Source organism: Microbacterium sp. A93 (genome assembly GCF_051842835.1).
The window spans coordinates 130,856-152,348 of sequence record NZ_JBPXMT010000012.1 but is presented as its reverse complement, the minus strand read 5'-3'; the positions used below and the strand labels follow the sequence as shown (position 1 = coordinate 152,348).

Below are 21,493 nucleotides of genomic sequence, written 5' to 3'. Positions count from 1 at the left end.
AGTTGACAACATGGAGTCAACAACCATTGCGGCCGTCGCCGCCGATCTCAGTGATCCCCGGGCAGGTCTACGCGCGGTGTCATCGCTGCGCGTTCTCGCTGACACGCTCGAGCTCAAGCAGGTCGAGGCCGCGCTGCGAGCGGGCATGAGCTGGCAGGAGATCGCCTATGCGCTCGGTGTGAGCCGGCAGGCCGTGCACAAGAAATACGCCAAACGCGTCGATCCGACCATCCCCGTCCCGAGGAGGACCTCATGAGCCGCTTCCTTACCGCCGCCGCGACCATGCAGACGCTGAGCGCCACTGCCATGGAAGAGGCATCCCGCGAGGGTCGTCGTGAGGCCGACATCGAACATCTTCTGCTCGCGCTGGTGCTCAGCGAGCAGAAAGCAGGTCAGGTATTGCGAGGGCTGGGCATCACTCTGGATGCTGCGCGCGACGCCACACGAGAACAGCACGCCGCGCAGTTACGGTCGCTCGGCGTCTCGATCGCGCAGGATGAGCCGGGTCGCATTACATTCCATGAGACCGAAGGGTACGAATGGAGTGAGCGAGCGCTGGGAATCATGTCCCGTGCCGGCGAGGGCCGGCGCACAGGAGATGCAGCCGCGATTCTGCGCGAGCTGCTGACGGAACCGAGCGGGCTGATCGCGGGCATCCTTCAACGAGTAGGGACGACACCAGCCGCTGTGACCGAACGCCTCGATGATGCCGAACGAATTCCCGAGCATCCGACGTCGTCAAAGAACATGGTGCAGGGACGATTCGAGACTTTTGTCCCCGCTGCGATCGCGGAAGTGTGGGCACTCGTCTCAGATGCTGAGCGGATGCCGGAGTGGGAACCGCAATCGGGAACCGTCGAGGCGGAGACCGCGGACACCTGGATCGTCCATTCACGCACCGAGTACCCCGATGGCAAGCCTGCCAAGATCAAGGAGTCGTTTCGGCGGCGACGGGTCACGCGGGCGGTGGCGCTGGAGCCGACATCGGTGGTCTGGCTGATCGAGTTCCGCGACGCCCCTCAGGCGATTACCCGAACGCTGGCGATCGAGCTCTCGCCCGCTGCAGGCGGCACGCAAGTCACTCTCACGTCATCCTGGCAGCGCCAGGGCGGCTGGCGCCGCATTGTCGGATTTCTGCTGCGCCCGCTGCAGCGCTTCTTCGTGTGGCTGCAACTGTTCCAGACCGGCGGAGCGATCAGTCGAGTGTTCCGCTGATCAACTGGCGCGAAGGTCAGAATCCGAACGGGGCGAGCACCAACTTCGGTACCCGCCCCCTGCCCTGGGGAGGGAAGCTGCTCATCGGGTTGAGCTGACGCCTGGCGGCGTCATGACCAAATTATCGGTGGCGGCCACCGCAGCGTCGGATTCTGCGTGAAGTGAACGGTACATGGCGGAAAGTGATGTAAAACCAGACAGACGTGCAACCTGCGACTGGGAAAGCTGAGAGTGGGTTCGACGCAGCCCCTGCGCCGTGCGCGTGCGTGCCTCTCGCAGTTCCCGACGCACGGTGGAGCCCTGTGTCGAGAAAGCTGCCTGCAGCGTCCGGGTTGCGATGCCGAAACGACCGCTGATAGAAGGCAGCGTCAGGTTCGGATTGGTGTGATATTCGGCGATGAAGGCTCGGACCTGAAGAACGACACTCCCCTGCGCAGAGATGTCTCCGATGATCGTTCGTGCGCAGGATTCGACGATCGCCTCCGAACAGGCCGCAAGAGCATCCGGCTCATCCTCCGCGGGCGGCGGCGAGGCGCACACGGCGTGCACGAAAGCGTAGAGCGGCGCGATCCGGTGCCAGGGGAGAGCTGTTCCTTGCACGTCGTTCGACAGATTAAGGGCGAGTGGCGGCACAACTCCGGCCCCAGCGCTGATGTACATCAGTTCGCTCTGTGGTCCCGTGACCGAAATCTCAGCCGGACGGTCACTCGGCAAGAGCATGATGGCGTTATCCCCGCGGCGGACAACGGGTCCCTGTGTCGACACCGACAGCTTGCCCTTGCGCGCGAACAGGAGAAGGGTGCGCGCTTTCGATGCTTCGTCGCGTTTCCAGCGAACCCTCACACGAGGCGTCGTGACCATCGCCAACGTGGTCTGCGCATAGTGAGCGAGGCGTGCGTCGAGGGCCAACTCCCGCCCCAATTCCGTTATTTCAAAGTTCGCGCTGCGCAGATATTCTCCGAGGCCCGCATTGCTCGCTCCGTCAGACGGATCAGTGATGCGGAACTCCTCCTTCAGGAGAGGTGTGCGATAACGAGCGCGTAGCGTTCGCACGGCAGCTTCCTTTCACGGTGTGCGCCCGATCATGGAGGCGACATAGGCGTCACCTATGAACGACTGGGTGCAGGTTCCCGAACTGTAGCACTGGCTCTCGGACGCGCCGGGCGCCGTCCGCCGAGGTGAAACCGGCGATTCGGCGAGAGACAGACGAGGAGGGGCGATCTGCTCAAAAAGTTCGCCCCTCCTGGGACTTGGATCGGACCTGACGGGAGCGGGCCGACCGTCTGTCAACTTCAGCGGATCAGCTTGCCGTCCTTACCGAAACGACGATTCCTGGTGCCAAAGAAGAGGCTGCCACCGATGAGGATGGCGGCAATCGCTCCTACGATCGTTCCTCCCGCGATATCGCTTCCCGTCGCTGCGAGACCTGATTCCTCGGGCTCGCTCGGAACGGGCGCATGCGATGGCTCGGGCGCAGGCGCAGGCGACGGCTCCGGCTCCGGCTCAGGCGCTGGTGCCGGCTCCGGCTCGGGCGCTGGTGCCGGCTCCGGCTCGGGCGCTGGTGCCGGCTCGGGCGCTGGTGCCGGCTCCGGCGCAGGTGACGGCTCGGGTGCAGGCGCCGGCTCCGGCGCAGGTGACGGCTCAGGTGCAGGCGCCGGCTCCGGCGCAGGTGACGGCTCAGGTGCAGGCGCCGGCTCCGGCTCAGGTGACGGCTCCGGCTCAGGTGACGGCTCCGGCTCAGGTGACGGCTCCGGCAGGATTTCCGTGGGTGTCTCGGTCGTGTCCGGAGGGCTCTGCACCGGGGGCAGTCCCGGAGGGGTGCCTTCCGCTATGGCGGTATTCACTACCTTGCCGTTATCGACATCGGCTGCCGTGATCACATACGGTGCGTCAGCCGTACAGACTGTGCTTTCGCCGGGCGAGAGGGTCGTGGGGTCACACGTGACCCCGATACCCACGGTCTCGAGCATGGTGTCGTCAACGGCAACATCATCAAGGAGCACGTTGCCTGTATTTGTGACCTCGAACTCCCACGTGATCTCATCACCCGTGTCCGTGACGCCGTTGTCGTTCACATCCGTTACTTCGGCGACGCGCTTATCCAACCCCACGGCAGGCTCAGCGTCGACGAGCGGAATCGCAAGCCCCCAGACCAGCGCGCCACGGTGTGGCGAATCCGCATGGATGGCCTCGATGACCAGACTAGACACTGGCTGAGTCAAGGTGAACCAGTGGGAGAGCTCAACGTTGGGCCCTTGTCCCGTCGCCGCGTACTCATTGCTCGCGGGGTCGTAGGTGACTACGGGTTCCACTGCGGGCGCAGCGTTACCATCCGGAACGCGATCGTAGTCATAGCTCAACCATGGTCCTCCGGCATCAGAGGTGAGCGTGATTTTCTCGCCTGCGCCGATAGCCAGATCCAGATCAGCCAAGAAAACCCGAGACCCGGCGGGCAGAACGCCAGCGTCGAGGCCGCTGAAGTCCAGCGTGAATCGCCAAGTTCCGTTCCAGAGGGTACGGACGAATGTCGAACCATGGAACGTGTCGTTGGGCGCTCCATGGCCCCAAGGCGGCTGGAAACCACCGGTGGAGAATTGGGCCGCAGAAACGTTGCCAGCGAGGATCAGCTCGCTCGTCATGGTTGCGGTGCCATGCATTGATGCATCTACTGTGTACCCGGGGACGTTCGGGTCCAGCGCCATGAGCTCTGTCGGTGTGGCGGAAGTCGGCAGGTTATCAAAAGAGGCACCAAACCCGTCCGGCGCAAGAACGAACCCCGTATACACGCCACCCGGCGCATCCTCTGACGACTCGTAGTCAGGCGTAATCACCGTTGCTGCCGCAGATGCGGGTGTTACTCCGCCAGCGAGCACCAAACCGGTTGCGATAGCCACCGCCCACGACACCTTTCGCAGCCGAGGACCTCTCTCGTCGTCTCGATATCTCGTGTTCATGACAATCCTCTCGATCCGTGAAGGGGCATCCCCAACACCGCTCCGAGGCGGTGCACCCTACGTCCGGGCACTGGTTCTTTCCTTCGATCTGCGGGCGGATGCCAGTCGGCAACCGCTCAGAACTCCTGCGGATCTCGAGCGAGCGAGTCTTCGGGCGTTCACAGAGGAGATGAAGAACCAGAGGGCGCAGCACGCGGGCTGCGCAATATGACACGGGCACTGCACGAAACGGCGCGGCCGTGTGCGCCCAGCCAAGGACATGTCGGCATTTACTGCCGCCAGAGCCTCAGGGCCCCGCCCCTGTGGCCGCAGCAGAGTGGGCCGCGACGTTCCAGCAGGAGAACGGTCGCGAACCGACGATGAGCGAGTATCAGGCCGCGAAACGAAACAGCCCTCCACCTGGATCCGAAGACCTGGTGAAGGGCTGTATTCATTCGCGTGCGCGAGGGGGGACTTGAACCCCCACGCCCGTAAGGACACTGGCACCTGAAGCCAGCGCGTCTACCATTCCGCCACTCGCGCGAACGTTTTGTTCCGAAGAACTCAACTTGAAGAGGATATCACGCAGAATCGCTCTCCCTGAACTCGCCAGGGCCGCCCCGCTCACGCCCCACGCCGGCGAGAAAGGCCCTGCGGCATGAGACGGGTGATGCCAAGCCCTGCCTCGTGCAGGAAAGCCATTCTCGACCTCAGCGCGACCGGAACAACGCCAATTGCGACACCCGGCAGGCGCACATTCAGTTCACCTGGCTACGATGTGTCTACCGGTCGGCAATGCCAGAGGAGCCCAGTGGGACTACTTGACAGCTTTGAGAAAGGTCTTGAGCGCGCCGTAAACGGCGCATTCGCCAAGACCTTCCGTAGCGGCATCCAACCGGTGGAGATCGCCTCGGCCATCCGCCGCGAAGCCGACATCAAAGCCGCAGTCGTCAGCCGTGATCGCATCATCGCACCGAACAGCTACGTCGTGCACCTCAGTGCAGACGACCTCGACCGGATGCGCGCACTCGGCGGCACCCTCACCGACGAACTGCACGCACTCATCGACACCCACGCGAAGGCACAGGGCTACAGCTTCGCTGGCCCCGTCTCCATCGCACTCGAAGCCGATGAAAAGGTCGCCACCGGAACAGTCCGTGTGGACTCCGGCACCGTCGAAGGTCGGGTCAGCTGGCAGGCCGTCGTCGACGTCGACGGACGCCGCCACACCATCACCCACGCGCGCAGCGTCATCGGGCGCGGCAGCGACGCGGACATCACGATCGCGGATGCCGGATCCAGTCGCAAGCACGTCGAAATTCTGTGGGACGGCGAGCGCGCCATGATGCGCGACCTCGGCTCCACCAACGGCACCAAGGTCAATGGCGACAAGGTGCGCGAAGCGCCACTGCCCACCGACACCACCATCACGATCGGGCGCACCGACCTCGTGTTTAGAATCGTCCCCGTGACCATCGATCGCACGTCGGGAGTGAATCGATGAGCGATGTCCCTGAACTGACGCTCCTGCTGCTGCGCATCGGATTCCTGGTACTCCTGTGGTTCTTCGTGTTCGGTGTCGTCTACTCGCTGCGCGCCGACCTGTTCGGCGTGAAAGTGCGAAAGCTTCCCGCCGAGGCAGCGGCCGGCGCACCGGCACCGATCGCCACACCGGCCGCGGTCACCGCAGCAGTGGCATCACCGGCCGCAAGGCCGCAGGGCGCACCGCGCACCAGCGGAGCCGCCACCACACGCACTGTCTCCAAGCTCATGATCACCTCCGGCCCGAAAGCGGGACTTGAGCTTCCCCTCGGCACCGAGCCGATGACGATCGGCCGCTCGAGCGAATCCGGCCTCGTCATCCGCGACGACTACACCTCCAGCCACCACGCCCGTCTGCTACTGCGTGGCGACAGCTGGATCATCCAGGATCTCGACTCCACGAACGGCACGTTCCTCGCCGGCGCACGCGTGAGCGGGGCTCCGGCACCGATCAGCATCGGCGACTCCATCAAGGTGGGCGCCACAACCTTCGAGCTGCGAGCCTGACGCGGGCATGGTCTTCGAAGGATCGAGTGCTGCGATCTCCCACACCGGGAAGATCCGCTCCAACAACCAAGACTCCGGCTACTCCGGCGACAACCTGTTCGCCGTCGCCGATGGCATGGGCGGCCACGCCGGAGGCGATGTCGCATCCAGCATCGCCATCCAACGGTTGGAACGCCTCGACCAGGACTACGACTCCACCGATGATGCGCAAGCGTCCCTCCAGGCGGTGGTCACCACGGCCGCAGCAGACCTCATCCGTGCTGCCAAAGAGCGCCCGGAGCTTGCCGGTCTCGGCACCACGGTCAGCGCAATCATCATGGTCGATGACCACGCCGTCATCGGTCACATCGGCGACTCGCGCATCTACCTCTACCGCGATGACGAGCTGACGCAGATCACCGCCGACCACACCTTCGTCCAACGCCTGGTCGACTCCGGCCGCATCACCCTGGAAGAGGCTCGATACCATCCGCGCCGCTCGGTGCTGATGCGCGTGCTCAGCGACATGGACAATGACCCAGAGCTCGACCTCTTCGTCATGCCCACGCTCCCGGGCGACCGTTGGCTGCTCTGCTCCGATGGCCTCACGGGTGTCGTCGACGACCCGCACATCCTCAAGGCCATGCGTCTGGGCCTGCCCCCGGGCCGCACCGCCGACAATCTGCTCAAGCAGGCACTCGACGGCGGCGCCCCCGACAACGTGACGATCGTGCTGGTCGAGGTGGGTGGCGCGCATCCGCTCTCCTCCGGCCCCGCGACCATCGTCGGATCCGCATCCAACCCCTCCGGCATGCTCATCCCGGCCGCGCGCGCTGGCCGCGCCAGCTGGCTGCACCCCGTGCGGCAGGCCGCCAACGAGCCCTCGCACTTCGAGCCGGCCGCCGACTACCTCGAAGAACTCATCGAAGAGGATCGCCGCCGCGCCAAGCGCCGTCGTATCGGCTGGATCGCTGCGCTGGTCGTCGTGATCCTCGCACTCACCGGCGCGGGATTCCTCGCGTACAGCTGGACTCAGACGCGCTACTTCATCGGCGCTGACGAAGACAGTGTCGTGATCTTCCAGGGCGTGCAGCAGAGCATCGGCCCGATCTCGCTGTCCACCGAGTTCGAAGACACCGACATCCTGCTCGCCGACCTGCCGCCGTACCAGCGTTCCTCCGTGGAGCGCACGATCAACGCGCGTTCGCTCGCCGATGCCATGGCGATCGTTGACCGCCTGCGCGCTGGGGCAGAAGCCGTCACCGGCGAAACCACCATGCCCCGCCCCACGCCGACGCCCACTCCCACGGCGCCGCCCGCGACCCCGACTGCCCCTGCCGAAGGCGAGGACGCCGGATGAGCGCCGACGTCGCCGCCGATACCGCGGTCATCAAGGCACTGCGCCGGATGCGGATGCCGCAGACGCAGCGCAACCGTGAGTTCTGGTTGCTGCTGTTCGCCTGCGCCCTGAGCGGCGCGGCGCTCACACTCGTGCAGTTGGGTGCCCTCGGGGGTATCGACCCGTTCATCCTGTTCATTGGCGGCGGCCTCGCCGTGCTCGCCTTTGCTCTGCACTTCGTGCTGCGGTTCGTGGCATCCGATGCTGACCCCTTCGTGCTGCCCATCGCTACCCTGCTGACGGGCCTCGGTATCTCGATGATTTATCGGCTCGACATCGCCGAGCACCTCACCGGGTGGGCGGCGTATTCGACGAAGCAGCTGGTGTGGACGGCGATCTCACTCGCCGGCGCCATCACGATCGTCATCCTGCTGCGCAACTATCGCATCCTCTTCCGGTACACCTACGTGTTCGGTCTCGCCGGAATCGTGCTGCTGCTGCTGCCGTTCGTCCCCGGGCTGGGCGTCAGCGACGCCGGGGCCGACGTGTGGGTCTCACTCGGTGGCCTCTTCTCTTTCCAGCCCGGTGAGATCGCCAAGATCTGCCTGGCGATCTTCTTCGCCGGCTACCTGGTGCGTACCCGCGAAAGCCTCACCTCGGTGGGGAAGTCATTCCTTGGCATGACCTGGCCCCGGATGCGAGAGCTCGGACCCGTCATCGTCGTCTGGGTAATCTCGCTCGGCATCATCGTCGTGCAGCGCGACCTTGGCACCGGAATGCTGATTTTCGGCATGTTCATCGCCATGCTGTACGTCGCTACCGGCAAGACGAGCTGGGTGCTGATCGGGTTGACGCTCGTGGCGGCCGGAGTGTTCGCCGCCACCCAGATCCTGGCGTACGTGCGCGGCCGCTTCACGAACTGGCTGTTCGCATTCGATCCGGAAGTGGTCGACCCTTCCGGTTCCGGATACCAGCTCGTGCAGGGCATCTTTGGACTCGCACACGGCGGGCTGATCGGTACCGGTCTCGGTCAGGGTCGGCCCGACATCACCCCGCTCGCACAGAGCGACTACATCATCCCCAGCCTCGGTGAAGAGCTCGGCCTGATCGGCCTGTTCGCAATCCTGTGCCTCTACATGGTGTTCGTCAGTCGCGGCGTGCGCATCGGCATCGCCGGCCAAGACGACTTCGGCAAGCTTCTCGCCATCGGCCTCTCCTTCACGATCGCCCTGCAGGTGTTCATCATGGTCGGCGGCGTCACCCGCCTCATTCCGCTCACCGGTCTCACCACGCCGTTCCTCGCCGCCGGCGGCTCGTCGCTGGTCGCGAACTGGCTCATCGTGGCGTTGCTGCTGCGAATCTCTGACGGCGTACGGCGCCAACCCCGGGTGGTGATCGGCTGATGACAAAAGAACTCCGACGCCTCAGCATCGTGATGCTGTTCATGTTCCTGGCCTTGTTCGCTGCGACCAGCTGGATTCAGGTGATCGAAGCCGACCCCCTCGCGCAGGCGGAGGGCAATCGGCGCGCTGTGCTGGACAGTTTTGAGATCCAGCGCGGCTCGATCATCGCCGATGGTATGCCGATCGCGACGTCGGTGACCTCAGACGACGAGTATCGGTACCAGCGCGTGTACACCGACTCGCCGATCTGGTCGACCGTCACCGGCTTCTTCAACCCGGTGCTGCAGTCCTCCACAGGTATCGAGAACGCCCTGAACCCGGAGCTCTCCGGAACCGGAGCGAGCGCCTTCTTCACGGAGATCGAGCGCATCTTCTCGGGACAGCCGCAGCGCGGATTCAGCGTCGAGCTGACTCTGGATGCCGCAGCGCAGCAGGCCGCGTACGAAGGACTCGGCGATCTGCAGGGTGCCGTGGTCGCCATCGAGCCTGCGACGGGCAGGATCCTCGCCATGGTCTCCACGCCCGGATACGACGCGAACTCGCTCGCGGTGCACAGCGGCAGCCAGGCCGAAGCCGCCTACGATGCTCTCGACGCCCTGAAGCCCAACCCGCTCGCGAACCGCGCGATCGGCGAACTCAATCCGCCCGGGTCGACCTTCAAAGTTCTGGTCGCGGCCGCGGCATACGCCACCGGGGATTGGACTGCGCAGTCGACGCTGCCCAACCCTGCCCGTTACACGCTGCCTGGTTCCACGGATCCGGTGTTCAACGCCTGGAACGGCACGTGCGGATCCGGGGAGACTGTGACGATCGCCGAGGCCCTCCGCCTGAGCTGCAACATCCCGATGGCGGAGCTCGCCGTCGAGATCGGTGACCAGGCGATCCTCGAGACCGCCGAGAAGTTCGGCTTCAATCAGCGCTTCGACACGCCGCTGACATCCGCCATTTCCAAGTACCCCCGCGGGCTGAGCGACGACAAGACGGCGCTCACCGGGTTCGGTCAGGGAGACGTCACGGCAACGCCGCTGCAAGTTGCGATGATCTCGGCCGGCCTTGCTAACGATGGAGTCGTGATGAACCCTCGCCTGGTGGATGCCGTGATCGGCAACGATCTCTCGGTCATCCGTGAATACGAGAACACGGAGTTCGACCGCGCAGTCGATGCCGACGTCGCCGATGCGGTCACCGCTTCCATGGTGGCGAGCGTCGCGAACGGCGCGGCGACGGGTGCAAGAATAGACGGTATCGACGTCGCCGGTAAAACGGGGACGGCCGAGCACGATGATGACGATCCGTACACGCTGTGGTTCACCGGTTTTGCGCCGGCGGACAACCCCCGCGTTGCGGTGGCGGTCGTAGTCGAAAACGGCGGCGGAATGGGACAGTCGGGATCCGGTGACTTGCTCGCCGCCCCGATCGCGAAGAAGGTCATAGAGGCGGTGCTTTACAAATGAGGCCGACGCAGGGTGTGTCGTTCGGTGGTCGATACGAGCTCCAGTCACGTATCGCGATCGGCGGTATGGGCGAGGTGTGGGAAGCGACTGATCACGTCATCGGACGCATCGTCGCTATCAAGATCCTCAAGGACGAGTACATGGGGGATCCGGGCTTCCTCGAGCGCTTCCGCGCTGAGGCCCGGCACGCCGCACTCGTCAACCACGAGGGCATCGCCAGCGTGTTCGACTACGGCGAAGAGAATGGCAGTGCCTTCCTCGTCATGGAGCTCGTGCCCGGTGAGGCACTCTCCACGCTTCTCGAGCGCGATGGTGCACTGAGCGCCGACAAGACGCTCGACTTCGTCGCGCAGACGGCATCCGCTCTACAGGCCGCACATGCCGCTGGTCTCGTGCACCGCGATATCAAGCCCGGCAACCTGCTGATCACCCCGGATGGCCGGGTGAAGATCACCGACTTCGGCATCGCCAGAATCGCCGACCAGGTGCCACTGACGGCGACCGGTCAGGTCATGGGCACCGTGCAGTACCTGTCGCCTGAGCAGGCTTCGGGTCACCCGGCATCCCCGGCGACCGACACGTACTCGCTGGGAATCGTCGCGTACGAGTGCCTGGCAGGCAAGCGCCCGTTCACCGGCGAGTCTCAGGTCGCGATCGCAATGGCGCAGATCAACGAGCAGCCCCCGCCGCTGCCGCCGACGGTGCCGATCCCGGTGCAGAACCTCGTCATGGCGATGATCGCGAAGAAGCCGGCCGACCGACCATCGTCCTCGGCAACCGTCGCACGTGCCGCGCAGGCCCTGCGACGCGGCGACTTGAACTCCGCAGCGATCGCCGTACCGGCGATCGCATCCGGCGGCGTCGCAACCGATGACGTGACCAGACTCCTCACCTCGAACGGCGAGGACGGCGCCACGCGCATCCTCGCGACCACGGCGCAGCTGCCTGCCGGCAGCGCGGATGACGAAGGTCACTCGAAGAAGAAGCGCAGCTCGTGGACGTGGCCGCTGATCGCACTGATCGCGCTGCTCGTGATCGTGCTCGCCGGCACCGTGTACGCGCTGACGAACCAGGGTGATCCGACGCCGGTCGATACGCCCACATCCGCAGCGCCGACGACACCACCACCCACCACTCCCACCCCGGCACCGGAGCCGACACGCGTGAACGTCGATTCGCTGGGATTGAGCGGGCTGACCTGCGAAGAGGCCACGACAACGCTCACCGAGAACGGCTTCACGCTGTTCAGCTGCGTCCCTGGCAACGCGGCAAGTTCAGACGAAGAGGTGGGCCGGATCTACCAGGTTGAGCCGGGCGGCAACGTGGCGGTCGACCAGACAATCACGCTCACGCACTACGGGGATCGCACACCGCTGACTGCGCCGTCGGACACCCCGGTGATCAACGGGAACCCGACCGAGGTCGAGGCCGGTTCGACCGTGACGATCACGTGGGGCGCAGGGTTCACGTGCCCCAGCGGAACCAATGTCGACGGCTACACGGTGAATCTCACCGGTGCCACGTTCGTCGACGGCGTCGGACCCACGTTCGCCGCGGACGTGCGCAGCGTGCAGGTTCTGGTCTCCGATGCCGAGCGCATGGTCGCCTCTTACGCCGGGATCTGCGCTGGCGGCGGAGAACCGCGCACCTCGGCGAATTCGAATGATCTTTCGGTGACCATCACCCAGCCGGCACCGGAGCCGACACCGCCGACGCCTACGCCTGGCGCGGACAGCGGCGATGTTGGCGGAGTCGTCGATGGCGGCGACGTCGTCAACAAGGACGGCACCGACAACAAGACCGGCGAAAGCTAAGGGTATCCTTGGTAGATTCACGTCGTTGCTAGACCAGGGGGAGCCTTCCGTGTCCGCAGAGCCGCGCATCATTGCCGAGCGATACCGTGTGGACGAACCCATCGGCCACGGCGGCATGGCGAAGGTCTATCGCGGTTACGACATCACGCTCGGTCGCGAAGTCGCCATCAAGATCCTTGATCCTGACCTCGCTCGCGACACGGCTTTCCGCACGCGCTTTCGTCTGGAAGCACAGGCGGCGTCGCGCATGTCGCACCCATCGGTCGTGCGCGTGTTCGACGCCGGAGACCCGATGTCGGGTGGCGACGGTTCTGCTGTGGCCGGCTCGCCGGGCAGCGAGCCATACATCGTCATGGAGCTCGTGCAGGGACGCCAGCTGAAGGAGATCATCGCTGCAGGCCCCGTGCCGGTCGAGGATGCGCTCCGCTACGTCGACGGCATCCTTGAGGCGCTCGACTACTCGCACCGCGCCGGCGTCGTGCACCGCGACATCAAGCCCGGCAACGTGATGGTCACTGAAAAAGGCCAGGTCAAGGTCATGGACTTCGGCATCGCGCGAGCGGTGTCCGACTCATCATCGACCGTGGCTGAGACGACCCAGATCATCGGCACGGCCGCCTATTTCTCTCCCGAGCAGGCCAAGGGCGAGCCGGTGGATGCACGTGCCGACCTGTACTCGACCGGCGTCGTGCTCTACGAACTTCTCACCGGCCGTCAGCCGTTCCGCGGCGAGTCGCCGGTGGCTGTCGCGTACCAGCACGTCAGCGAGACGCCCCTGGCGCCCACTGAGGTCAATGAGGACGCCCCCGGCGCTCTTGACCCGATCGTGCTGCGTGCTCTCGCGAAAGACCCGTATCAGCGCTATCCGGATGCAGCGAGCTTCCGTGCGGCACTAGACAGCGCCGCCGCGGGCAAGGCTCCGAGTAAGAAGCAGCTCGGCGCACTCACCAGCGAACTGTATGGACCGAGCCCGCGCCAAGCGCAGGAGACGGCGCGCTCCCTTCGTCAGCTCAGCACCGACACGACGATGGCCCGTACCCAGTCGGGTCCGCCTGTGGTGTGGATCTGGGCAGGCGTCGCGCTGCTGGCCGTGTTGCTCGTCTCGGTGCTGCTGTGGGTGATTCTGATGCCACGTGGCGAGCAGATTCCGACCTCATCTCGCGTCGTGCCCGACCTCATCGATGTCTCCTCACAGCGCGCACAGGCCGACCTCGAAGAACTCGGCCTCCTCTCCACCATCGTCACCGAAGCCAATGCCGAGGTCACCGAGGGCAATGTGATCCGCACCGATCCGAACGCCGAGCAGTCGGTGGAGGTCGGACAGACCGTCACCGTCTATGTCTCTGCGGGCGTCGAGACGGTGATCGTGCCAACGATCATCGGTCTCTCGCAAGCAGCGGCGATGGAGGCTCTGGTGGCAGAGGGCCTCACGTTGGGCAATGTGAATCCGAGAAACGATGCGGAGAGCGCCGCCGACACGGTGCTCGAGACGACGAACGTCGAGGCAGGTGACGAAGTCGCGCCGGGCTCGATCGTGGATCTCGTCGTTGCCAGTGGGCGAGTCGCGATGCGCGATGTGACCGGATTCACCTTGGATGCTGCCACGGCTGAGCTGGAGAATCTCAAACTCACCGCCGTGCCGACGCTGATGGGCGCGTGCGGTGCGGAGGATTCTCCTGGGGTGGTGCTGTCGCTGTCACTCGCGCCGGGTGATGTTCCGGTGCACTCTGAGGTCGAACTGCGCTACTGCGAGTGATCCGAGGGCAGCGGCGTCAGCCCCGCCGATGCCTTTCCCGCGTCGTACGCTACTCCAGCCGCTGACGCGACCTCGCTGAGCCAGTTGGCGAGTAGCCGGTAGCCATGCTGAGTGAGCACGCTCTCCGGGTGGAACTGTACGCCTCGGATCGGCAACTCACGGTGGGAGAGCGCCATGACTGTGCCCGACGCAGTGCGTGCCGTGACGATGAGTTCCGGCGTCAGTTCTGCCTCCGGCAGGGCCAGTGAGTGGTACCGACCCACATCGAACGGTGAGGGGATGCCGTCGAACAGCGCCGATCCGTCGTGCGTGATCGTCGAGACCATACCGTGCATGAGCTCCGGCGCCTCGGAAACTTCGGTGGCGAAGGCGGCGCCGATCGCCTGGTGTCCGAGGCAGACCCCCAGTAGTGGCAGCTGTCGGTCGGCCGCGAGGCGGACGATTTCGACCGACGCTCCGGCATCCCGTGGCCGGCCGGGGCCGGGCGAGAGCAGCACGCCATCGAACGCAGGCAGTATTCGGGCGAAGCCCGTTGCCGTCTCGGCATCCGCCTCGATCATCTCGGCGTCCGCACCGAGCTCACGAAGGTAGCCGACGAGCGTGTGCACGAAGCTGTCGTGGTTGTCCACCACGAGCACGCGCACGCTCACTCCAGATCGACCTCGCCCGGGGTGATGAGCGGGCTGACCCACGGGAAGGCGTAGAAGAAGAGCCCGTAGAGGATCGCGGCGACCACGACGAGCAGGATCAGCACTCGTATCCACCACGGGCCGGGCAGGATGCGCCAGATTGCTGCGTACATCAGATCTTCCTCACCATGACAGGGATGCGACTTCGTCGACGGATGCCATTGATTCTGGCGCCCCCTCGGCGCGAGGCTGGAAGCCTTCGAATACGGAGTAACCAACGATGCGCTCGGCCAGCGAGTAAAGGGGGGAACAGGCGGTCAGTGTCAGGTATCGCTCCCCCGTGGCGACACCGGGAACCTGGGGAACATCCAAAAGCACATCGACCTCGTTCGGCTGGACGTATTCCAGCGTGCGGAACCGGTAGGTGTACCAGCCCTCCTGCGTCTCGATCACGATGGCGTCATTCAGGCGGAGCTTGTCCATGCGGTTCAGCGGAAAGCCCCAGGTCGTCCGGTGACCGGCGACCGAGAAGTTGCCGACCTGCCCCGGCATCACGGACTGATCGTAGACACCGATCCAACCGTTATCGAGGGTGACGGAACGGCTGGTTCCGCCCGCGATGGTGACGTTGTAGTCGTCGCCGAAGCGAGGAATGCGCATCTGTGCGAGAGACTGACCGCTGCCCGGATGCTCCAGAAGCGGCGGTTCGTACCAGAGGGCACCAGTCTCTTCGTCTTCGATGACTGGCGGCAGCTCCGGAACGGGCAACTGCTCCCACTCCTGCGTGATCTCCTGGCCCTGGCTGTTGCTCTGTGCACTGATGATGAGGTCGCCGATCCACATCTGCCAGGCGACGAACAGCAGCACGACCACTCCCGCCGTCAGCAGAAGCTCGCCGAGCACACTGGTGACGGTGGCGGGAGGGCGCCTGCGCTGACGCCGGGCACGCCTGGTCAGCGGCGCGGCGGAGGCAGTCATAGGGGCGATCTTATCCCCCGCGGGTGAACGGAAACCCGTGAAAACTGCAAACCGGACCGTCTTGGGTAGAATGACCCCATGGCACGTGACCGTAAGAGCGAAGAACCCGTTGTTGAGCGCGCGGAAGGCGAACAGGCCCCGAATGCCGTGTGGTTCAAGCCGGTGATGCTGGGCTTCATGCTGCTGGGCCTGGCGTGGATTCTCGTGTTCTACGTCTCAGGGATGCAGTTCCCCATTCCCGGCATCGATTCATGGAACCTTGCCATCGGCCTCGGCATCGCGATGATCGGCTTCCTCATGACCACGCGCTGGCGCTGAGCCCCGCACCCAGTTTTCTGAAAAGGCCCCTCGCTGTGAAGCTCGGCGAGGGGCCTTTCGCATGCCCAGAAGTTATCCCCAGAGTTATCCACAGCCTGGGGAGAATTACACGCTTGTTATTCACAGGGGTGGAAAACCCTGTTAACAACTTCTGATCAGGTCAGAATCAACGGCGGCACGATGAAGACGGCTGCGAGCAGAATCACGGCGAGGGCGATCAGCAGCAGAATCTGCCAGCGCCGCTGCGAGCGCTTGCGCGTGCGCAGGACGATGAGTCCGACCAGTGCGCCGACAACGGCACCACCGAGGTGCGCCTGCCACGCGATGTTGAAGCCCGGCACGAATCCGATCACGAGGTTGATGCCGAGCAGGACGAACAGCCCGGTCATGTTGGCACCGAGATGCAGGCCGATCACCAAAAGGGCACCGAATAGGGCGAAGACCGCGCCGGATGCGCCGATCGTCGCCGTGTCCGGCGCGATCAGAGCGACCGCGACCGAACCACCGAGTGCGCCGAGCACGTACAGGGCGAGGAAGCGCCAGCGGCCCAGCATGGGCTCGAGGCTGCGTCCGAGCATCCAGAGCGCAAGCATGTTCAGAGCGATGTGCCAGATTCCGCTGTGCACGAGCGCCGCGGTGATCAGACGCCAGGGCTGGAAGGGCGCACCGGAAAGTTCAGGGAAGAGGTAGCCCACCCAGAACTGGAACAGTCCGGTGATGTTCAGACCGGGTACCAGTTGCAGCAGGCCGACGAATGCGGTGACACCGATGATGCTGTAGGTCATGACCGGATTGCCGGATTGAACGGTGGCCATCGAGACTGTGGAGCGGCGACCCCACTGCCGCTGGGCACGCTTCTGCGCGGGGGTGCGGTTGGTGCGCTGCTCTTTCATGCACTCCGGGCAGATGACGCCGACGGGCGCCTGAGTCTGACACTCGGGGCAGACGGTGCGCATGCACCGCTGACAGAGCACGAAGCTCTGCCGATCCGGATGGCGATAGCAGTAATTCTCGCGATTGTTCGCGAATTCAGGCGAAGTCATCCGGATCGGCCAGAGCTGACGTGATCAGACGGCGACGATGTCGACCGACTGCAGGACGACGTCTTTGACCGGGCGATCACCAGCGGCGGTGGGAACAGCGGCGATCGCGTCGACGACCTTCCGGGAGGCGTCGTCGGCAACCTCGCCGAAGATCGTGTGCTTGCCCTGCAACCACGGGGTCGGATCGGTGGTGATGAAGAACTGCGAGCCGTTCGTGCCCTCAGGCTTTCCGGTGATCGCGTTGCGACGAAGGCCGGCGTTCGCCATGGCGAGGATGTAGGGCTCGCTGAAGTTGAGCTCCATGTTGATCTCGTCGTCGAAGTTGTAGCCGGGGCCGCCGACGCCCTGACCGAGCGGGTCGCCGCCCTGGATCATGAAGTTCGGGATGATGCGGTGGAAGATGACGTCCTTGTACAGTGCGCCCTCGCCCGGCTTGTTGGTGGCGGGGTTCGTCCAGTCCTGGGTGCCGTCGGAGAGTCCGACGAAGTTCTTGACCGTCTTCGGAGCGTGGTCGCCGAAGAGGTTGACGACGATATCGCCGTGGTTGGTGTGCAGAGTTGCAATGTGAGAGTGCTGAGCCATGACTACATTCTCGCAGAGCTTCATATGAGATGGTCGATTCTCCCCCTGCATCCAGACTCGTCTGGCAAGATGGGGAACCCCGTACTCCAACTCGGCAGGAGAACATTGTGAGCCTCACCCGCAAGCGCAAGAAGGAACTGCGCCGTCTGCAGAACGACGCCACGGAACTCTGGGAATCCCAGCAGGTACTCGTCGGTCATGCAGCAGACGTCGCCCGTGAAGCTGGTCGCCAGCTTGGCAACGTCGGCCGCGAGCAGGTTCTTCCTGTCGTGCAGGACACCTACAACCGTCGTGTCGCACCGACCGTCGATCGCGGAATCAAGATCGGCCGCCAGGTGATGGACGACAAGGTTGTCCCGATCGTCGGCGGCGTCGTCGGCACCGCGCTGTCGGCGTGGGATGTCGCGAACGCGAAGCGTCAGGGCCTGTCGTTCTCGCACCAGCCCGCAGCTCCCGTGAAGAACGGCCCCGGCCTCGGATCGGTCATCGCCGTCATCCTCGGTGTCGCTGCAGCTGCTGGTGTGCTCTACGCCGCGTGGCAGGCGCTGCGCACCGACGATGAGCTCTGGGTTGCTGACGACCCGCTTTCCGCACCGGACGCGTGAGTTCACCTGACCTGCATTCGCGGGTGAGGGAAGCTGCGGCGGCCCGTGGTCTTGACATCGAGATCCGCGAACGACCAGAGGCGAACAGCCTGCACGAGGCTGCCTCGCTGCTCGGCATCGACCCGTCCGGCATCGTGAAGACGCTCGTCGTCAAGCGCGCAGACAACACATACCTGTTCGCGCTGGTGCCGGGCGGGCGCTCGATCTCGTGGCCGAAGCTGCGCGCTCTGGTCGGCGTGAACAAGCTGCGCCTGCCCGAACCCGAGCTGGCCCTGGCCGCGACCGGTTACGCGCGCGGCACCATCGTTCCGATCGGCAGCACCACCGACTGGCCGATCTACGCCGATGAGTCGATCGTCGGCCAGCAGGTCGCCATGGGCGCAGGTTCGCATGGCTTCAGCCTGTTCGTCGACGCGGATGCGCTGATCGCCGCGTACGGCGCAACGGTTGCCGACATCTCAGTTCCTGAGCAGCCTCGCGGCTGAAAGGGCGAGGTCATGCAATTCCGCGTGCTCGGGCCGGTGTCATTCAGTTCGGGCGGTGTCTGGCGGCGACCGAGCGGAAAGCTCCGGCAACAACTGTTAGCCGTATTACTCACCCGCCCGGGCGAGCTCGTGGGGTATGACGCGCTCGCTGAGGCTCTGTGGGGTGAGCCGGTCGCCAACGCACAGCAGCGGCTCCACCTGCACATCCACCGACTGCGCCTCGAACTCGCAGAGCCCGAGCTGATCGTCGGCGAGCAGGGCGGCTACCGACTGCAGGCGGCGCCTGATGCTGTCGATTCGCTGCGGTTCGAGCGCGCGGCACACTCCGCGCTCGCGCTCACACCCGGTACGCCGGGCCGTAGCGCCGCCGCACGCGCGGCGCTTGACACCTGGTCGGAACCATGGGGTGGTGTCGCCTTCGCCGGTGCCGATGCGCCGCCGTGCCGTGACGAGTCGGCACTGCTCGATGCACTGCGGATCGATGTCGCCGAGGCCTTCTTCGCCGCGGAGATCGACGAGGGTCGCCACCTCGACGTGCTTTTCGACCTGCGCAGGGCAGCCCAGCAACACCCGCTTCGCGAGCAACTGCAGGGTTTGCTGATGTCGGCGCTGCACCAGTCGGGCAGGTCGCAGGATGCTCTCGAGGTCTACCGGATCACGCGCGACACCCTCGTCGACGAGTTGGGCATCGAGCCGTCCGGTGCGCTCCAGAGCATCCAGCAGGCGGTGCTCACCGGCTCGGATGCGATCGCGTCGATCCAGTCGGGTCCGACGCCCGCGCAGCTGCCGCCCGCAGGACCCCTGATCGGCCGCGAGACGGAGCTCACACAACTCGACGTACTTGACGGTATGGCGTCCGGAACCCTCGCCGTCTTGAGCGGGCCGCCAGGGGTCGGCAAAAGTGCACTGGCAGTCACCTGGGCGTCACGGCACCGCGATGCCTTCACCGACGGACAACTCTTCGTCGACCTGCAGGGCTACAGCGAGACCACACCACTACGCCCGGATGCCGTTCTCGACGGCTTCATCCGCGCGCTCGGCGCAGATCCCAGCGGCCTCCGCGACATCCGCGAGCGCACCGCCACCTTCCGCAGCATCCTTGCCCACCGATCTGTGCTGGTCGTGCTCGACAATGCGCGCTCGGCCGAGCAGGTGCGCCCACTGCTACCAAGTGGCCCGAGCTGCCTCGCGCTGGTGACCAGTCGCGACAGTCTGAGCGGGCTTACCGCCGAGTTCGACGCGCTGCGCGTCGAACTCGGCGGGCTGGGCGCTGCCGAGAGTGTGACGCTGCTGCGCAAGGCATCGCGCGATGCGCCGGGCGCCGCCTCAGAGTCCGACACCGCGTGGCTCGATCTCGCCGACCGTTGCGGCCGCCTGCCGCTGACGCTGCGGGTCGCCGGCGAGCTCGTCCGCGAGGATCCGACCGCGCTGCACACGCTGGTCTCCGCGCCCACCGGCGAGACGCTCGACCGGCTCGAGCTCGGCGAGCCCGCCGGCAGCGCACGAACCGTGCTCTCCTGGTCGTACCGTGCACTCCCCAACGATGCGGCGGCCATCTTCCGCGCTCTCGGCGTGCAGCCAAGCGCAACGATCGACCTCACCGGCATCCAGGCGTTGACCGGATTCGACACTGCGCGGGCCCGCCGAGGCGTCGACGCGCTCGTGCGCGCGCATCTCGCGACCCTCGAGGACGGGTGGGTGCACCAGCACGACCTGCTCGCGGCCTACGCCCGCGACTGCGCAGGCGAGCTTGAGAACGACAACCGGGAGCACATGCTGATCGGGCTTGCCGACGATCTGCTCGCGCGCAGCAGCGCTGCGCGCGACGCGTGGGAGACCGGTACGGAAACCGACGAGTTCGATGATTCGGATGCGGCGCGGGACTGGCTCCTGCACGCGCTGCCACTCATTGTCGACACCGCATCCCATCTGCCGGTGAGCTGCGATCTCACCGTTGTAGAGCTGTCGCAAAGCCTCTATCTCGTCTTGCTCCGGGCGTCCGCTCACGACCTGCTGGATCGGCTGCTTGCGAGTGCGCTCGCAGCGGCGGATCGCCTGGGGGATCTTTCTGCGAGAGCGCGCGCGATCGGGGCGATCGGCATCGCTGCGCATCGACGCGGCCGGCCGCAGGACGGGATCGAACAGCTGCTGCACGCACGCGAATTGGCCGAGCGCGCCCAAGATCCCGCGACCCGCGCGGTCATCGCGAACAATCTCGGAGTACTGCTGGCGGTGGTGGGCCGGCAACAGGAAGCCCTCGACCTGTATCGGGAGGCGCGCGCCCTCGCTGTTGAGCTCGATGATGCCGAACGCATCCGCGTCGCGGACAGCAATATCGGCACCACGCTCACCGAGCTGGGCCGGTTCGATGAAGCCGAGCCGATCTTGGTGGAGCGGTACGAGGTGGACCTCGCGCAGGGCCGACGGTCGAGGCTGGCGTACAGCGCGTGCCATCTCGCCGAGTGGGCGATCGAAAGCGGCGATGTCGACCGCGCAGCCGCGTTGGCCAATCAATCGATTGAGGCTGCGCGCGAGCATGCCAATCTGGTGATTGAGGCTTACGCCACCCTGGTACTGGGCCGGGCAGCGCTCGTCCGTGATGATGGCATCCGAGCGGCGGCCATCCTCGAAACCGCGTTGAAGCTTGCCCGACGCACCCGAGAAACGGAGCTGATCGCGCTGGCACTCGCCTGGCGCGCGCGGTCGATCGTCGACACCGACCCGCAGGGATCGCGCCGTCTGCTCGACGAGGGTCTGACGCGCGCACACCGCGATGGCATCGTGCTCGCCGAGATCCAGCTGCAGGAGGCCAAGGTGTTCGTGCTCACGCGTGTCGGGCACGAACCGGAAGCTGCGGTGGCCGGGGCGCACGCACAGCGGTTGCGCGAGCAGTACGGCACCGCCTGACAAG

20 protein-coding genes and 1 tRNA gene are annotated in these 21,493 nt (G+C 65.3%); 13 read left to right on the top strand and 8 right to left on the bottom strand.

The genetic code is table 11. From position 1 onward, the window contains the following. Positions 1–10 precede the first annotated feature (10 nt). Positions 11–256: a hypothetical protein gene (locus ACSU1G_RS26895; protein WP_439283405.1), complete on the top strand. Its 246-nt coding sequence runs from the start codon at positions 11–13 to the stop codon at positions 254–256. Continuing rightward, positions 253–1,215, top strand: coding sequence for a Clp protease N-terminal domain-containing protein (locus ACSU1G_RS26890; RefSeq protein WP_439283403.1), 963 nt, complete (start codon positions 253–255; stop codon positions 1,213–1,215). The genes ACSU1G_RS26895 and ACSU1G_RS26890 overlap by 4 nt, the downstream gene beginning before the upstream one ends. Before the next feature lie 81 nt (positions 1,216–1,296). Here ACSU1G_RS26890 and ACSU1G_RS26885 read toward each other — a convergent pair whose 3' ends face one another. From ACSU1G_RS26885 to ACSU1G_RS26875, 3 genes are all read right to left on the bottom strand, one after another. After that, positions 1,297–2,268: a hypothetical protein gene (locus ACSU1G_RS26885; RefSeq protein ID WP_439283401.1), complete on the bottom strand. Its 972-nt coding sequence runs from the start codon at positions 2,266–2,268 to the stop codon at positions 1,297–1,299. Positions 2,269–2,507: 239 nt separating this feature from the next. Next, positions 2,508–3,425: a DUF7507 domain-containing protein gene (locus ACSU1G_RS26880; protein ID WP_439283400.1), complete on the bottom strand. Its 918-nt coding sequence runs from the start codon at positions 3,423–3,425 to the stop codon at positions 2,508–2,510. A 1,183-nt stretch (positions 3,426–4,608) separates the two neighbouring features. Next, positions 4,609–4,691: transfer RNA gene (locus tag ACSU1G_RS26875), tRNA-Leu, on the bottom strand. A gap of 268 nt (positions 4,692–4,959) precedes the next feature. Here ACSU1G_RS26875 and ACSU1G_RS26870 point away from each other — a divergent pair. From ACSU1G_RS26870 to pknB, 7 genes are read left to right on the top strand one after another with little or no spacing between them, the layout of a single operon-like run. Further along, positions 4,960–5,652, top strand: a complete 693-nt coding sequence (locus ACSU1G_RS26870) for an FhaA domain-containing protein (protein WP_439283398.1) — start codon at positions 4,960–4,962, stop codon at positions 5,650–5,652. Then, the gene (locus tag ACSU1G_RS26865; protein ID WP_439283396.1) at positions 5,649–6,197 is read left to right on the top strand and encodes an FHA domain-containing protein FhaB/FipA; all 549 of its coding nucleotides are present in this window, start codon (positions 5,649–5,651) and stop codon (positions 6,195–6,197) included. Before ACSU1G_RS26870 ends, ACSU1G_RS26865 begins: the two co-directional genes overlap by 4 nt. A 7-nt stretch (positions 6,198–6,204) precedes the next feature. After that, positions 6,205–7,536, top strand: a complete 1,332-nt coding sequence (locus ACSU1G_RS26860; RefSeq protein WP_439283394.1) for a PP2C family protein-serine/threonine phosphatase — start codon at positions 6,205–6,207, stop codon at positions 7,534–7,536. Beyond that, positions 7,533–8,918 carry an FtsW/RodA/SpoVE family cell cycle protein gene (locus ACSU1G_RS26855; protein ID WP_439283392.1) on the top strand — a complete coding sequence of 462 codons (1,386 nt, stop codon included), beginning with the start codon at positions 7,533–7,535 and terminating at the stop codon, positions 8,916–8,918. Before ACSU1G_RS26860 ends, ACSU1G_RS26855 begins: the two co-directional genes overlap by 4 nt. Further along, a complete protein-coding gene (locus tag ACSU1G_RS26850) occupies positions 8,918–10,372 on the top strand; it encodes a peptidoglycan D,D-transpeptidase FtsI family protein (protein WP_439283390.1) in 1,455 nt (484 codons plus the stop codon). The genes ACSU1G_RS26855 and ACSU1G_RS26850 overlap by 1 nt, the downstream gene beginning before the upstream one ends. After that, on the top strand, positions 10,369–12,186 hold the full coding sequence (locus tag ACSU1G_RS26845; RefSeq protein ID WP_439283388.1) for a protein kinase domain-containing protein: 1,818 nt from the start codon (positions 10,369–10,371) through the stop codon (positions 12,184–12,186). The genes ACSU1G_RS26850 and ACSU1G_RS26845 overlap by 4 nt, the downstream gene beginning before the upstream one ends. A 49-nt stretch (positions 12,187–12,235) precedes the next feature. Next, positions 12,236–13,942, top strand: a complete 1,707-nt coding sequence (pknB, locus tag ACSU1G_RS26840) for a Stk1 family PASTA domain-containing Ser/Thr kinase (protein ID WP_439283386.1) — start codon at positions 12,236–12,238, stop codon at positions 13,940–13,942. Here pknB and ACSU1G_RS26835 read toward each other — a convergent pair. From ACSU1G_RS26835 to ACSU1G_RS26825, 3 genes are read right to left on the bottom strand one after another with little or no spacing between them, the layout of a single operon-like run. Beyond that, positions 13,930–14,592: an anthranilate synthase component II gene (locus ACSU1G_RS26835; RefSeq protein ID WP_439283384.1), complete on the bottom strand. Its 663-nt coding sequence runs from the start codon at positions 14,590–14,592 to the stop codon at positions 13,930–13,932. The two genes, pknB and ACSU1G_RS26835, sit on opposite strands and share 13 nt — an antisense overlap. After that, positions 14,589–14,744 (bottom strand): hypothetical protein, encoded by a 156-nt coding sequence (locus ACSU1G_RS26830; protein ID WP_439283382.1) that lies wholly within the window; start codon positions 14,742–14,744, stop codon positions 14,589–14,591. The genes ACSU1G_RS26835 and ACSU1G_RS26830 overlap by 4 nt, the downstream gene beginning before the upstream one ends. A 10-nt stretch (positions 14,745–14,754) precedes the next feature. Continuing rightward, complete coding sequence (locus ACSU1G_RS26825) at positions 14,755–15,549, bottom strand: class E sortase (RefSeq protein ID WP_439283380.1); 795 nt, start codon at positions 15,547–15,549, stop codon at positions 14,755–14,757. Between the two features lie 78 nt (positions 15,550–15,627). Here ACSU1G_RS26825 and ACSU1G_RS26820 point away from each other — a divergent pair, with 78 nt between their 5' ends. Beyond that, positions 15,628–15,867 carry a cell division protein CrgA gene (locus ACSU1G_RS26820; protein WP_439283379.1) on the top strand — a complete coding sequence of 80 codons (240 nt, stop codon included), beginning with the start codon at positions 15,628–15,630 and terminating at the stop codon, positions 15,865–15,867. A 155-nt stretch (positions 15,868–16,022) separates the two neighbouring features. Here the strand turns inward: ACSU1G_RS26820 and ACSU1G_RS26815 are convergent, their stop codons facing one another. Both ACSU1G_RS26815 and ACSU1G_RS26810 read right to left on the bottom strand, forming a co-directional pair. Then, entirely contained in the window at positions 16,023–16,760 is a 738-nt protein-coding gene (locus ACSU1G_RS26815) for a rhomboid family intramembrane serine protease (RefSeq protein ID WP_439283377.1), read from the bottom strand. 174 nt (positions 16,761–16,934) lie between these two features. Then, on the bottom strand, positions 16,935–17,492 hold the full coding sequence (locus ACSU1G_RS26810; protein ID WP_439283375.1) for a peptidylprolyl isomerase: 558 nt from the start codon (positions 17,490–17,492) through the stop codon (positions 16,935–16,937). Between the two features lie 107 nt (positions 17,493–17,599). On the opposite strand from ACSU1G_RS26810, the gene ACSU1G_RS26805 reads away from it, so the two are divergent. The 3 genes from ACSU1G_RS26805 to ACSU1G_RS26795 are packed head-to-tail and all read left to right on the top strand — an operon-like array spanning position 17,600 to position 21,489. Continuing rightward, on the top strand, positions 17,600–18,097 hold the full coding sequence (locus tag ACSU1G_RS26805; protein WP_439283373.1) for a DNA helicase: 498 nt from the start codon (positions 17,600–17,602) through the stop codon (positions 18,095–18,097). Continuing rightward, the gene (locus tag ACSU1G_RS26800; RefSeq protein WP_439283371.1) at positions 18,094–18,582 is read left to right on the top strand and encodes an aminoacyl-tRNA deacylase; all 489 of its coding nucleotides are present in this window, start codon (positions 18,094–18,096) and stop codon (positions 18,580–18,582) included. Before ACSU1G_RS26805 ends, ACSU1G_RS26800 begins: the two co-directional genes overlap by 4 nt. A 12-nt stretch (positions 18,583–18,594) precedes the next feature. Then, positions 18,595–21,489 (top strand): BTAD domain-containing putative transcriptional regulator, encoded by a 2,895-nt coding sequence (locus ACSU1G_RS26795; RefSeq protein ID WP_439283370.1) that lies wholly within the window; start codon positions 18,595–18,597, stop codon positions 21,487–21,489. Positions 21,490–21,493: the final 4 nt, after the last annotated feature.